Consider the following 13736-nt stretch of genomic DNA (forward strand, 5'->3'; position numbering starts at 1 on the left):
AAAAGAGCATTATGTATAACGGAACTTATGCACCATGGGAACATTACCCTAAAACCCTTCGCCATTACGAAGTGGAAAATCCAATGTCTGTAGTAGTCGATTTTTTTAGTGCTGACTCAGTAAAAGGTCATGGCAGGCGATTAAAAGAATGGCGCTATTATGTAGTGAACGACGAGCATTATGATGAAAAACGTCATGGCCCCGGCACCCTGCTTTTTATTTATGATCTTAATTTAAGGATTTTAGAGGCTATGTACCTGCTATTGCTCAATTACAAGAACTTTTCTTACCAGCGGAAACAGGCTACAGAAGAGCAATTGGAGGAAGAGAAGGAACAATGGGAATACTACCCTAAGAACCTTTCCTTAAAAGAACAGCTTGAACCCTACAAAGCCGTTAAAAAAGTCTTTAAGAAGATTAAGCCGCAGGAATATCGCGATCAATTGCATGAGTGGTCACACGTAGCGCTTTACAATAATGCAGATGACGAGGCTTTATATGCAGGTGAGGTGATTACCGTTTATGAAAACCTAATTAAGCTTTATTCAGCAGCGTGGTTGATCTGCCAGCGTGAAGGTGGTCGTCCACTACTAAAGCGGAACAAGCTTGAAAATAGTTTAGCCGGAACGGCCGCCGAACCAATTGTGCTAAGAGCAATAAATCCCGAACCAACAGCAGCTGAAAAACTGGCATTAGAAGAGATTAAAACCCTGATTTTAAAACGCTGCCCAGAAGTTCAAATGATTATTCATTTAGGAACACATCCCAAGCCATTTACATTTTACCTGCTTTTCCTGATAGGTGATGATGAAAAAACACCGGAGCATCAGATCAGCAACAAGATAGAAGACAATTGCCAATACCTTGCTCACGTACATGCCATAGTACATAAAGCCAACAGCGCAAAAGAAGCACTTATCAAAGGCAGACGTTTTTGGTCAACAGTTGTGGACAAGGGAAATGTTCTGTATCAATCCCCCGAATTAACATTACCTGCTTATTCAGAGATAACCAAGGGAATATTACTAGCAAGGGCACAGTTCAATTGGGAACGATGGGGTAAACAGGGGAATGAATTTTTAAGGGGCGCAGAGTTATACAGGGCGGATAACAATTTCAGGCTGGCAGCATTTCTTCTGCATCAATCCGTTGAAAGCGTTTTAAAAGCTATCATACAAGTCATTATAGGCTATCGGGTGCAGATGCATAATTTATCGAGATTGTTAAGGCTCACTTTGTTGTTTACGGATGAATTAAAAGACGTATTTGAACTCAATACAATCGAGGGGGCACAATTATATCAATTGCTGCAAAACGCCTATTCACAATCACGGTATAGTAGTTTATTTGATCCCGATGAAGATTCGGTAAGAATATTATCAAAACAAGTAACAAGGTTTAATCAGGTAGCAGAAAGGGTTTACCAACAGTACATAAAAAATATTAATGAATAACAGCCTTAACGTATTGGTAGGTGGAGGCAAGCCCTCGCCCTCCGTTTTAAAAAGCTATTATATAAAAATAGTACTGCCAGGACCCAAACAAGTCGGGCGGTTGATCTAATCGCCCGACCTTGCTGCTAAATTTAAAAACAACCTAATATTCGAAATCCCACAGCTGCGGCAGGCAGCTTCATTACACCACGCGCTGTCGCGCTGGGTTTTATTACGCCGTCAGCCTCGCTGCCGCTGGCCGGAGTGCTATTCGTTCCTCATAACACACCGGCCAATTCCCATCACTCAAATATTATAATCCCAGTTCACCGCGTCCGGCAAAGTTACCGACCGACGGGTGAAAAGTAAAGGCTATACAAGCGAAGCATATTGATTTGTTTTTTAGGTGTGCTTCGGCCTTGACATTTCACCCGCCTTGCGCTTTTGGTGCCTAAGCGTTAAAAATGGGATGGTGTATGAATGGCAACACCCAAAGAATACGAAGTCGCAAATTATCTAAATCATAGCCGGTTATGGCTTGTTTTCTTTTATGGAGAAGATTACTTTTCCTATTACTCTGTTAATTCCTATCGCTATTTTCCATAAGCAGCGGACTTAACCTCTGAATAGGTTCCCCTGTTCATCATTAAAGACAAGTAGTAGCTCCCCATAAGCTAACTAGGTAATCTCATCAAATGTCACGATCGCTTGTTTGAATTCGGATTTCAAAACATCCGGAGTATAATCCAATATCTGTTTATTATTGATAAAAAAGTAATTAACCAGGTAAAGTAAGTTGTCGACAGTGAAAGGGAGTGCTAATGACTGGTTTAATAGAAAATCGATCAGCAATGCCCGGTCGAGCTTAAAGAATTCTTTTATAAAGGCGCCTTCTTGACTAATCCGTTCACTAAGACCCTCACTTAATGAATGATCCTCGGTCCTTATTCGCAAATGCATTCGGATCATAGCGCTATAGTTGGCAGCTTTATAATGGGAGTAGCTGAGCTCTTCAAACATTTTTATCATACTCCATTCGTGGGTTTCTAACGCAGCGAGCATTCCGTTAAAGGTTCGAGACAGGGCCGTGTGGTTGTTCCAATCGTCCGGACATTTATAACGGAAATCGTGTTCTACTTCATGCCAGCCTTCTGAAAACACTGTACGAAGCTGCAATTCAAAAGTAGCATCGACCCTGGGATCACCAACTATTGTCCTGAACTCTTGTTGTAACTCCTGTGGCAACCTGAAGATCATATTTAGGCGAGCTGGCTTGAACTCGGTATCCGTGTGTATGTCGACGGCCTCTTCTAAGAACAAATCTTTGAATCTTTTTTTTAAATATTTAAGCAGAATGCGCTGGTCGTCAACAAAGTACAGATTAATACGAATGCCGATCAGGTCCCTTAGTAATTTTGTGGAACCATCGTATTTTTGATTGCCATCATCGTCAACTTTGTTGATCTTCTTCTTAAGTGATTTTGGGGATTTAGCGCGTGAGTAGATACGGTGGAACATGCCGGAAGCGTCCAAATCTTTCTGTATCAATTGGACAAGGTTTTTTATCACCCGACTTAAATCTGACGGTTGATAATTCATGCGTTTAAAATTTCTTTAATGCGATTGGTCTGGTTAATCGCAAAATAAACATGTATGCCCCGCACTTGTAGAAAGCCCTTTTCTTCGAGTTGCTTAAGCGAATGGTTCAGTTTTCGGCGATTCGTATTTTTAAAGCAATCGTACAACTTGACTAGGTGATGGCCTTTTGTATGAGATATTTCCCATAACTGTTTGAGAATATTCTTTTCAATTTCGCTTACTACTTCCACTTCCTGTGAGTAAACGGGTTTGTCCGGTTGATGCAGGATATTACAATTTTCTTGGCGGCAGGTTATCATCGTTACTGCATTCTCTTTATCCAGGTAAGGCTGACCGATGACTGTGCAATTGGAAAACAAGCAGGAAACGAAGCTAACGGCTTTAAATATTTCAGGATCGAAAGTACAATTCTTAAAAAAACAGTTTAGAAAAATAGAGGAGGCAATCTCATTGCAGTCGAAGGTGACCGTAAAGAAAGATTCGTCATGAATGGTAATCTCGTGATAATTTCGAACCAGTCGTTCTTTCAAATTGATATCGAAAAGAAATACTTGTTCATTCGAAAACTTTTCGTTAACCGGCTGAATCTTGTCCCACAGACTTTCTTTAACTGGCAAGCTTTGGACTCGGAATGCCGTTACAGCCAGCTCGATCATGTAGGACGAATACTTTTTCTCAGCTAACGGTTCGGGCATACTGTTAATAATCTCCCCAATGAAGGTGCCGAAAACAAAATCATTGATAAAACCGATCTGATTTTGATCCCTGCCTTTACGATCCAGCAAGGCATGACCGGAAAGCGTATCGACCAGGTTATCGACGGTCCGTTTGCTCGTACTTGGGTATAATAGCCGAGTTTCTTCGAGCAATTTTTTATTGTCTTCGAGGATAATCATCTTGAAAAACTCCTTGTCCTCCACGGTCGAATCCATAGCAAGCAACTGACGGGCGACGTTCCGGAAAAGCAATAATTGATTTTCCACATTGATGAGGAGGTCTTGCCTGCCTTTTTCCCGCGTCAACATCTTCTCAAAATACTCCCCGATTAGCAGATCGGGGTGACCAATTAAATTATCAAATTCCGCCTCCGGCAGGTTCTTCAAAAAGGTTAGCAGTACTGGGTTCGCCAAGTTCTGGATCGGTACATTTTTATCTTTTACCTGCTGGTAGCGCTCTTCTCCTATCCAGTCTTTGATCCTTGGTTCTTTTAGCGCGATCCGACTGATATGGAATCGGTCACTCCATTTATCTAACCATTTTTCAAATTCAAGTCCAGTAAAGATCGCAGTACGACGAGTGGTCAGGATAATCTTGGCTCTGTGCTCCAGAAGTTTTCCAATCGTATCCAGCATTGATTCGACCTCTTCAAACGAATTATCGGCAAGTTGTTCGGCATTTACCTTTTCTAGCAACTCATCGAAACCATCGATGATCAATGGAATTCGACCGTTCTTGATCTCTTTAATAACCAGTTCTGAACTTAATGATGGGAACTCAAGGTCGATCTCATCTAGTAAGATGTACCGGAAAATATTGGCGCCCCGGTTGCGGGATAGCTCTGTAAATATCGGCAGTTGATTTGACTGCCTTTCAACGATTTTGTGTAGTACTTCAAAGGCAGTGCACGTTTTCCCATAACCGGCGGCTGCTTCGACGATAATTAATTCGGGCTTGTCACTTTGAAGCCGCTTTTCAATCGTCTCGAAAATACGCTTATCCTCTTCGTCTAAAGCATGGTTATGTAGCTCGAATGGTGAATCGATATATTCATAAGGGTAGCCGATGAGGCTGTTCATTTGTTTGTCAGTAAACTCCAGATATTTTCTTTTAACCCTCTGTATGCTGGAGTCATAGGCAAAAAAGCTTTTGAATAATTCTAGCTCCGCCTCTTCGACTGTTTGTAAATCTTTGACGTTCGCGGCAAAGCCGGCTTTAGAATAATCATCCTTCACTTTGGCTGCTACTACCAGGGTGTCCTTATCATAATCCAGCGGAACAATGTCTACACCAAAATAGCGGCTCTTTTTATAGACGAAAACCGATATCCCATTAAAAGCCGTTTCCACGGTCTCGAACCCGTAAGAGGAATATAATTTCTTTAATGCCGTTGCGTCTAACATATTTATAATTAAGGGACTTAAAGATACGGTAAAGTGTAGGGGTACTCTAATTTTAATCTTTGACTAGTGCTTTAACTTTTCAACATATTCACATTTGTGATGGCGGTAAAGGGAAGATTACTAATTGTACCTTCTGATAAGGGCCGGAAACCAAGGTTAAAACTTGGCCAGGATTGCTTAAGGCATTAAAGCCTTTTTCAGGTTAGGCGAAATACGCTGCCATTGCCCTCGGAAATCGTTTAAACGGCACTGGTTTAAACGGCCTATCACATGATGATCCAGGCCTATTAAGTTCGGTTTCATCATTTCTCCCATATCCATAACACCGAAAGTTAACCGAACAGCCCGCATGAATAAGATAGCGCAGCTTTCGGTTCCATAACAGCGCGGAGACGCCTATATTTGATTAAAAAGAAAACTCATGGAGACCTTCGCCTTCGGTAACAAGTTTGAGCAGATCATAGAGCGCATGCTGCGTTCCTTCAATTTCAAAGTTGAGCCGGAAGTTCGACAAACGTCCGCTTTAAAAAGGTTCGTCATCGATCTGCTCGTCGAGCGCAACCAAAGCACCACGCTCATTGAGGTCAAGTTTTATCGCAGCAAGAAAGGCGTGGCAAACGCAGTACGTAATGCTGCAGAACAGTTGAAGCGGTTGCTCACCGCTTATAAGAAGCCTGCAAGTGGTTTATTAATCATTGCCGCTTATTCATCGCAGGAATTACGTGATGAACTCGCCAATGCCGGCATTTTGCTTTGGGATCGCAGTGACATTTACAACCTGATCAAGTTCGGCTTGGCCGACGCGCGCCTGTTGGAGAATTTTGAGCAATTGCTGAATGAAGCCAAACAAGGGCTAGACACTGAAGAAGTATTTGCCGACGTCATTCTCACCCAACGGTCGCCGGACACCTATTTCGCCGGTTTGGAGACGCCTTTTCGTCCGGGATACAGTTTACCACCTCCACCTGGAAGAGATTACTGTGGGGAACTGAATGCGATACCTCCCGGACAACCAGGATGGCGGGACTATGAACTCAAATGCATTGAGATCCTGAGGTATCTGTTCGAGGATGATCTGAACAACTGGCACACGCAGACAACAACCGATGATGCCATGAGCAGGTTCGACATGATTTGCCGGATCGTGTCGGCTAACGATTTCTGGAGAAGCCTGATCCAATCGTTTCAGTCCCGCTACGTCTTGTTTGAATTTAAAAACTATGTAGAGCCGATAGGCCAGGACCAGATCTACACGACAGAACGCTATCTTTATCTTCGCGGTCTGCGGTCAGTCGCCTTCATCATTACCCGAAATGGTGGCAGCGAACGGGCTGTCAATGCGGCTAAAGGCGCTTTGCGGGAACACGGCAAGCTCATACTTATCCTAGCCAATAAAGACCTGTGCGAGATGCTGCGAATGAAAGCGGAAGGCAAAGTACCGACTGATTATCTCTCAGATAAGTTGGATGATTTTTTAATCACCTTGTCACGGTAATTTCATGTGACATCAAAAAAAAGCTTGCTACGAGCTTGAATCGGCAAAACGTCAAAAAAAATTCATTGAACCGGAATATCTATTTTATAAGTATTATATATATTGCGTCATATGACAGCAATAGAATCGCTCTTAAAAGAGCATGGACCAATGATTTCCAGCGAGCTCGCACGGAAGCTTGCTAAGGCAGAAGGTGTCAGCGTGAACACGGCCAGTCAGCGTGTATCGAGGGCTGAAGGGATCGAACGTGTAGAAGGATTTTTCAAAAGCAATCAATCCCTCGTGTTTTTGCCAAACCAGCAACAGGGGAAAGATGTACTGAAGCTATTGGCCCGGCAAATGGAACTGCACGGCAAAAAGTACTGGTTTACACTGAATGCCCTGCGATACCATGCTGGTGCGATCAGTCGTGAGTTTTTGGAAACCTATTCCTTCTATCCGATAGAGCCGGTGTTATCTCACCTAACCTTTGAAGAAGTGATGCAACGGTTCGTAAAGGAGGGAATTCTGGTCTACGGTCCCGGAACCTATTCCTTCGCACCACGCTTGCGTTACAACGCTCTCAACGCCTTTCTGAGTCAAACGCTGGAGACGATTAAGATGAATGTGCTGGACAACTTTAAAGAGCTTGCCCGCAATATCGGCTGGGTTTCCTATGATTCGTTTGAACAGTTTGGGAACTATGGTAATTTCAAATGGGCCTTTATGGGCGTATCGCCGATAAGAGGCCTAAAGACAAAAACCGATTTTGGGTTTGTCATCGGTGACATTTTGCTGGGTCGGCCAACGTATAAAAAGGATGTGGAGTTCTTCATCCGCAAGATAGAAACCGTACAATCCTATAAAGGCGCTTCCCGGATTATGCCAGTGTTGTTAGTCGACAATGTTGACAAAGAAGCGTTTCAATACCTAAAAGAAAAAGGCGTGATCATCGGGGTTATTAAGGAGTTATTTGGCGAAAAATATGCCAAGACGCTCAATGACCTGATCACCATCCTGACAAACGCTGCGGCGAGCCTCGCAAAGAATCCGAATCAATACCTTCAATTGATCAACGAACTGCGTAAATATAATGACGGCTTGCTAAAGAACATTAAAGGGGCTTTATTTGAATACGTTGCGGGCCACTATTACCTTTTCAAGAGCGGCTCCATAGACATGGGCTGGGAGATCGTAGAGAACGGCGCAGAACACGAAATGGACGTGCGCGCGACCTTTGGTGACCGGGTGATCATCGCGGAATGCAAAGGGAGGATATCGCCAACACCCATAGAAGACATCAATAAATTTGTCCGGGTGAAGATGCCGGCCTTCCGTTCCTGGCTGGAAAGGAATGAGACGCACAAAAACAAGCCCATTGAGTTTGAATACTGGTCGTCCGCCGGCTATACCGACGATGCCATGCTCAAAATTGAAGAGCTGAACCACGAATATAAGCGGAACACCCTCACCTTTCTCGGTCCAAAAGAGATCATGGCCCGGGCTAAAGAAATGAAGAACAAAAAGTTACAGAAGGAACTCGACACGTTCTTCTTTAAATCCAATGTATAAAGCGGACGAGCGCCCCTTTTGTCCAAACGGACTTATCGGAAATCGGAAACTATTCAGCCTTAGTAGCCGCCTTAGAAAAGCTAAGAAAAAATCCGTTACCCTTAATAATCATTTTTTCGGTCAAGGGTACTTTCATTGTGAAGTAAAATCGGCAGGGATACCAATACATGGGTAATCAAACCTAATACGATAAATTCACAAAGCAAAGCATATGAACTTGTGGGTAAAAAAATGTAGAGCGTTGCCGGAAGGACGATACCGAAGGTCAAAATTAGAATAAAAAGCAGCAAAAAGTATTGCATGTGGCGAGGGAGCCCGGCCTCGTTCAGCCGGGTAAGGCGGTAGAGTCGAGGAATAATATCATATTGAAAATTCAACGAAACCGTGCTTAACAGATCCCGGGTCAGGGTATCGCCTTCAACATTTTTGTCAATATGCTTAATCTCCTTCATGATCTCGTTATGATAATACCCCGGAGGAAATTGTTCTGGAAAATACTTTTCATCGCAGCAATACCAAATGTGGTTGGCATCATGCATGGTGATGTACTCATCAATTTCTGAGAACGAATAAATATGATCGGCCGGGTACGCCGTATAGGCTAGTCCTGAACGGCTGAATTCTTCACCGGCAAACATATGAAGTTGTAGAACCATATTGATAATCGGTCCGGAATAATTCTCATTGGACAATGCACGGTACTTTGCGTACTCTTCACGATCACTGTAATCGGGATAAAAGAACTCCTCCGAGCTGATTCTGGTTTTAATGCCATTTGCATAATCAAAACTGCTCTTGTAGGGATTATCCTTATTCCAGTATTCATAGAAATGCTGGAAATTATAGCAAAGTTTCCTGAAGTAAGTCAACTTGTTGGAAAGGGTCTTAATCTCGGCTGTACGTGCAAGCTTTTCCTGACGGATGTTGACCGCTTTAGTAGTCAAATAGGCTAGACTCAGCGAACCAATAATGCTACTGGCGATATTCGTATAGTCAAAAGCTTTCTGTATGGCGGGTGCATAAGTGTTGAATTTGATCACAGCCAGGAGAAGCAGCGGCAGGTAAACTAAGGTAATCAGCACCGCGTTTCGCAGCATAACGTTATTCCAAAAGTCGAGCGCCCGGATGGCAAAGACGGAGCGCATTTCGCTTTCCTCACCTGCGTTATTTTGGTAGTAATAAGGCGGCAGGTGTAACAATACGATACTCTTGGAAAGGTTCTGCTTCACACCATCACTATCAGGTCTTAAGTATTCGACGACGATGTGAGCTAACGCCAGGTAATTGGTAAGTACGCCATGATTTTTTTGCATCCACGTTACTAGGTATTGGATTAACTGCTTATTGAGTTCGTCGACCTTGTCGACGAAGGTCGAGCCATCCAGATTGATGCTAAAATAATTGACAGTCTTCTTCCGGCTATAGTTGACCGTGCCAGCCATATTGATGGTTCCGGCATAGTTTACCAGAAACAGCTCAATCGCATCGCGCATGATTTCATTGTCAGTTATTTTCGCCATTGATCCGAGACTTTTAACAGCTAAGGTAAACAATTAAAGGCAGTTAGGCCGGCGTAGCTTAAAATTCAAGGGACATTTCCTCGTCGCCATCGGCAAACTTGTTTAAGGAGATGCGGTTGGAAAATTTGCAGTATAACTTAGTTTATTAAGGATCAATAGCCCCAAGCAGTAAAGGCAAAGATGCCGTTTCTCAACCTCATAATTCATTGGGTTTATTAAATTTATTATATTTACATCGTCATTCAGGCAGAGTACCAAAGTGAGTACCGTTGAAATTGAGCGACTTCTAACTTATTGTAAATCAAACTAAAAAATACCAGGGTTCGGGGACAGTAACTCCCACCAAAAGCCTAACAGAAATGTTAGGCTTTTTTGTTATCAGCCCCATCCTATCTATTGTATTAGCCATGTGCAAAGGCACCCCATAAAATAACTTGCAAAACAGCGGGTATTACCTCCTGATTCTCGTTTCCTGATTCTTGATCCGTTTCTATACCTACCGCGGCATTACCATTTTCATAATCAATCCTGACGCAAACGTCATAAACAGGTGGGTATTTGTCGGTATTTTCAATTACTTTTTAAACTTTCATTATCAAATTCGTAATTGTTTTAGCTTCGCGCTTTATACAATATACGAAATTTTAAGGATATAAAAAAGCCTGGCATTAAATATTGAACATTGCACACGAGGCACGCGTGCGCCAGCGGAGGGGTCTCCGGGTATGCCGCGCGAGGTAAACTTCTCATCGCCTTATGGTTGATCGTTTTACAACTAAAAATCGATATGTTTACGCTATGAAAAGAAACACCCTATTTGTTGTCCTGGCGTTGCTGGTTTGCATGGCCGGTCCATTGGTTAGTTTTAGCCCTGCTCGTACCATTGTCAACCACAGTGTTAAAAACATCAACCATGCTTTGCAAAGCAAGGTGCAGCCATTTTGTAAGCTTACTTTTGTCGACCATCGCGGCCACAGCATTAAGCTGAGCACAAGCATCACGCATGCCTCATCAAAGAGCCTGACATTTATTTTCGACGGCGGCGAGAAGCTGATCATCAACTTTACAACCATCAGGGCAGGCCATTTTGTTGCCGAATCCGCCCGCTCCAAAGACCCGCAGATCATATTTTATCCCGCGCCCGGCAGCCCCCCGGTGCCCATGGTAGGCGCGATCATGATAACCACGGCCAAACCCGCATCCGGTAATTTCAGCCACCTCATCAGCGATAATGATGATGAGCATATTACTTTAGTTGCAGGGACGTTTAGTATGTAGTAGCGACGATCGATCTTGCACGGTATTGACAAAGACCCTGGCCATTGCACACGCGGCACGCGTGCGCCAGCGGGGGAGCGGTAACGTTAGGCGTTGGTTGTTAGCTATTTACATAAATACCAACTACTTTGATACGTTACCTGCCCGCATCACTCGGGAGAAACAACACCAAAAAGTTTAGTATAGTTTACATCGGTAAAAATAGCATATCTTCGATTCTCCGTCTCTACTCCCGTCATGGCTAATTTCAAATCATCGGGCTCATTTTCAAGCCCTTCTAACAGCTTGGCAAAGCTTTCGTTATATTTCCCTTGCTCTATCAAAAAATCAAGTCTTGAATAATATACGGCCCAAATATGGTCCTTGGTTATCATTCCCGATCCTTTATTTATATACACTGTTCCATTCTCTAACAATTCCTTTAATTCGTCTTTTATGCTTTTTGAATTTCTCACAGTTTCTTTGAATCTGTTTAAATTCAATTGAATTTCCGTTTCCATGACAACAAATATTTTTTCACTTTAGTTAGATGGCTTTTTAGGTGTTTCAGGTATGCCCGTTACCATAATAGCTGTTAGCATGACACGTTATAAAAATACCAAAGGCCATGCAAAACTGCACAGCCTTATATTATTTTGTTAGGGATTAAGCGTTAAGTTTACCACCAGTCGCCGGCAAGTATACCGGTTACTGTAGCAGAAGTTACTGTTATCGGATCTGTCTCGTCATCTTTTTTAACATTTTTAACTTGCTGATAATTGTAAACTGATTTTACCTTTGGAATGCTTAGCTTGGCGTTTGATTTTTTCATGATTTCAATAGTTTAATTTTTTATTAAACTTACTACGACTTACAAGGCGTATGAAATTAATTACACCAACGCATAGTTGATAACGACAAAGTTTGACTTACTAACTCAATAACCCATGAGATCCACTCAATTAGGTCATCAACACATTGTTACGTTTAAGTGGCATTTGATATTTTGGTTCTTTTTCATCATATACGAAGTAACCCTGGCATACTCTATGAGTGGTCACTTCTCGTCAATTATCGATTACCTTACTTTTTACGTATTAAATATTGGTTTGTTTTATGCGCATGCTACCGTTGTATTTAAAAATGCTGCTAATGGTAAGCCCAACTATGCCCTTATTGCTGTTTATTCAGTATTAGAAATAGCGATCTATCTTTTCATTAAATACATAGTAATTTCAGCATATATAGCCACGGGTATTTATAAAGCCACTGCTGCTAAACCCATTGTTATTTTTATACATGACGGGGTGTGGAGGGCGGTTTATTTTATTGGTCTGTCAACCGCTTTTGCATTTATTAAGATCACCCTTTTTTCATGGAAAAGGATAAGTGACCTTGATAAACAATCTCTTCAAAACCGTTTGGAGCAGGAAACACTGCAAAAAGATCTGCTTGCGTCGCAATACGCATTTTTAAAGGCCCAGGTAAACCCGCACTTTTTATTCAATATGCTGAGCTTTCTGCATAGCAACGTATACAAATATTCTGAACAATTAGGGGATCAGATCATTCACCTGGCCGACCTGATGCGTTATGCTTTTACCGAACCCGAAAGCGATGGAAAGGTATATCTGGCATCAGAAATAGCTCACGTCGAAAACTATTTATCATTAAACAAGATCAGGTTTAAAAATAAACTTCACCTAAACCTCACAGCTACCGGTGATATCGATAGTGTGCGGATCATTCCGCTTGTTTTAATAACCATTATCGAAAACATATTTAAATACGGCGATCTTTCCGATCCTGAACACCCGGCGGCAATTGATATCAAAGTTACTGATGATCAGTTACATTTGCACATTAGTAATCGTAAAATCAAACGTAGTCACGCTTTTTCGTCGGGGATTGGTATGGTTAATGTACAAAAAAGACTGGATCAGGCCTATCCCGGAGATTATGAAATAAAAATAAATCAAGATGAACTGAACTATCAATTAGATTTACTGATAAAAGTCCCCGAAAATAATGAAATGTTTTATAATTGATGATGAACAACATGCTGTAGATTTACTAAGTAATTATATTGCAAAAGTACCCGGACTAAAGTTAGTCGGGGCAACCACCGACCCGATGAACGGAATATTACAATTAAAAACCGATCCGTCTGTCGATGTGGTTTTTTTAGATATCGATATGCCCGTTATATCCGGAATAGAAGCCATTGAGCTGCTGCCCGACAAAATACCCATTATATTTACTACCGCCTTTACCAACTATGCTGTTGACGCGTTTGAGCACAATGCCGTAGATTTTTTGCTTAAACCCATTTCGTTTTCAAAGTTTTTAAAGGGGGTTGAAAAACTGGAGCGTTTTATCATCAATAAAAGTAAGGATGTGGTGTTAAATGATCAATCGTCGATGTTTATCAATCCCGGTGTAAGAGGCAAGGTTATCCAGATACATTTTTCTGAGATACTATACATTGAGGGGTTAAAAAACTATGTGATAATTTATACCGACAAGGGTGGTAAATACATTACCTATTTAACCATGAGCGAGATGATCTTAGCGCTGCCCGAAATCAAATTTATCCGGATTCATAAATCATACATTGTTAGTGTAAGCAAAATACAATCTGTTGAAGGCAATACTATTCACTTACCGGCTCATATACAATTACCGTTAGGTTACCGGTACAAAGAAGAGTTTATGGCGCTTATTGATAATATAACCGTTAAAAGCGGGCGTAAATAGCCTG

Annotated in this window: 12 protein-coding genes; 6 read left to right on the forward strand and 6 right to left on the reverse strand. The window is 42.0% G+C overall.

Features of this window, described 5'->3' with window-relative positions; translation table 11 throughout:
• The first annotated feature begins 11 nt into the window (after positions 1–11).
• Positions 12–1454 carry a HEPN domain-containing protein gene (locus ACFGVR_RS02325; protein WP_448700879.1) on the forward strand — a complete coding sequence of 481 codons (1443 nt, stop codon included), beginning with the start codon at positions 12–14 and terminating at the stop codon, positions 1452–1454.
• A gap of 657 nt (positions 1455–2111) precedes the next feature.
• Here ACFGVR_RS02325 and ACFGVR_RS02330 read toward each other — a convergent pair.
• The 3 genes from ACFGVR_RS02330 to ACFGVR_RS02340 form a co-directional block, all read right to left on the reverse strand.
• Complete coding sequence (locus tag ACFGVR_RS02330) at positions 2112–3032, reverse strand: hypothetical protein (protein WP_448700880.1); 921 nt, start codon at positions 3030–3032, stop codon at positions 2112–2114.
• A complete protein-coding gene (locus ACFGVR_RS02335; RefSeq protein WP_448700881.1) occupies positions 3029–5152 on the reverse strand; it encodes a hypothetical protein in 2124 nt (707 codons plus the stop codon). The genes ACFGVR_RS02330 and ACFGVR_RS02335 overlap by 4 nt, the downstream gene beginning before the upstream one ends.
• A 177-nt stretch (positions 5153–5329) precedes the next feature.
• Positions 5330–5473 carry a hypothetical protein gene (locus tag ACFGVR_RS02340; RefSeq protein ID WP_448700882.1) on the reverse strand — a complete coding sequence of 48 codons (144 nt, stop codon included), beginning with the start codon at positions 5471–5473 and terminating at the stop codon, positions 5330–5332.
• Positions 5474–5573: 100 nt separating this feature from the next.
• Here ACFGVR_RS02340 and ACFGVR_RS02345 point away from each other — a divergent pair, with 100 nt between their 5' ends.
• On the forward strand, positions 5574–6647 hold the full coding sequence (locus ACFGVR_RS02345) for a restriction endonuclease (RefSeq protein WP_448700883.1): 1074 nt from the start codon (positions 5574–5576) through the stop codon (positions 6645–6647).
• Between the two features lie 111 nt (positions 6648–6758).
• On the forward strand, positions 6759–8198 hold the full coding sequence (locus ACFGVR_RS02350; RefSeq protein ID WP_448700884.1) for a hypothetical protein: 1440 nt from the start codon (positions 6759–6761) through the stop codon (positions 8196–8198).
• Positions 8199–8299: 101 nt separating this feature from the next.
• Here ACFGVR_RS02350 and ACFGVR_RS02355 read toward each other — a convergent pair whose 3' ends face one another.
• Positions 8300–9718, reverse strand: a complete 1419-nt coding sequence (locus tag ACFGVR_RS02355) for a hypothetical protein (protein WP_448700885.1) — start codon at positions 9716–9718, stop codon at positions 8300–8302.
• 798 nt (positions 9719–10516) lie between these two features.
• On the opposite strand from ACFGVR_RS02355, the gene ACFGVR_RS02360 reads away from it, so the two are divergent.
• Positions 10517–10996: a hypothetical protein gene (locus ACFGVR_RS02360; RefSeq protein ID WP_448700886.1), complete on the forward strand. Its 480-nt coding sequence runs from the start codon at positions 10517–10519 to the stop codon at positions 10994–10996.
• A gap of 149 nt (positions 10997–11145) precedes the next feature.
• On the opposite strand, the gene ACFGVR_RS02365 is transcribed toward ACFGVR_RS02360, so the two are convergent.
• Positions 11146–11496 carry a hypothetical protein gene (locus ACFGVR_RS02365; protein ID WP_448700887.1) on the reverse strand — a complete coding sequence of 117 codons (351 nt, stop codon included), beginning with the start codon at positions 11494–11496 and terminating at the stop codon, positions 11146–11148.
• 158 nt (positions 11497–11654) lie between these two features.
• Positions 11655–11807, reverse strand: a complete 153-nt coding sequence (locus tag ACFGVR_RS02370; RefSeq protein ID WP_448700888.1) for a hypothetical protein — start codon at positions 11805–11807, stop codon at positions 11655–11657.
• Between the two features lie 115 nt (positions 11808–11922).
• On the opposite strand from ACFGVR_RS02370, the gene ACFGVR_RS02375 reads away from it, so the two are divergent.
• Together ACFGVR_RS02375 and ACFGVR_RS02380 are read left to right on the forward strand one after the other, a co-directional pair.
• On the forward strand, positions 11923–13023 hold the full coding sequence (locus ACFGVR_RS02375) for a sensor histidine kinase (protein ID WP_448700889.1): 1101 nt from the start codon (positions 11923–11925) through the stop codon (positions 13021–13023).
• The gene (locus ACFGVR_RS02380; RefSeq protein WP_448700890.1) at positions 13004–13732 is read left to right on the forward strand and encodes a LytR/AlgR family response regulator transcription factor; all 729 of its coding nucleotides are present in this window, start codon (positions 13004–13006) and stop codon (positions 13730–13732) included. The genes ACFGVR_RS02375 and ACFGVR_RS02380 overlap by 20 nt, the downstream gene beginning before the upstream one ends.
• The last annotated feature ends 4 nt before the right edge of the window (positions 13733–13736 follow it).

Source organism: Mucilaginibacter aureus (assembly GCF_053514885.1).

Coding starts and splice junctions, on each gene's coding strand:
- ACFGVR_RS02375 (WP_448700889.1), top strand. CDS start 11,923: ATGAGATCCACTCAATTAGGTCATCAACACATTGTTACGTTTAAGTGG.
- ACFGVR_RS02360 (WP_448700886.1), top strand. CDS start 10,517: ATGAAAAGAAACACCCTATTTGTTGTCCTGGCGTTGCTGGTTTGCATG.
- ACFGVR_RS02365 (WP_448700887.1), bottom strand. CDS start 11,496: ATGGAAACGGAAATTCAATTGAATTTAAACAGATTCAAAGAAACTGTG.
- ACFGVR_RS02330 (WP_448700880.1), bottom strand. CDS start 3,032: ATGAATTATCAACCGTCAGATTTAAGTCGGGTGATAAAAAACCTTGTC.
- ACFGVR_RS02350 (WP_448700884.1), top strand. CDS start 6,759: ATGACAGCAATAGAATCGCTCTTAAAAGAGCATGGACCAATGATTTCC.
- ACFGVR_RS02380 (WP_448700890.1), top strand. CDS start 13,004: ATGAAATGTTTTATAATTGATGATGAACAACATGCTGTAGATTTACTA.
- ACFGVR_RS02340 (WP_448700882.1), bottom strand. CDS start 5,473: ATGGATATGGGAGAAATGATGAAACCGAACTTAATAGGCCTGGATCAT.
- ACFGVR_RS02345 (WP_448700883.1), top strand. CDS start 5,574: ATGGAGACCTTCGCCTTCGGTAACAAGTTTGAGCAGATCATAGAGCGC.
- ACFGVR_RS02335 (WP_448700881.1), bottom strand. CDS start 5,152: ATGTTAGACGCAACGGCATTAAAGAAATTATATTCCTCTTACGGGTTC.
- ACFGVR_RS02325 (WP_448700879.1), top strand. CDS start 12: ATGTATAACGGAACTTATGCACCATGGGAACATTACCCTAAAACCCTT.
- ACFGVR_RS02355 (WP_448700885.1), bottom strand. CDS start 9,718: ATGGCGAAAATAACTGACAATGAAATCATGCGCGATGCGATTGAGCTG.
- ACFGVR_RS02370 (WP_448700888.1), bottom strand. CDS start 11,807: ATGAAAAAATCAAACGCCAAGCTAAGCATTCCAAAGGTAAAATCAGTT.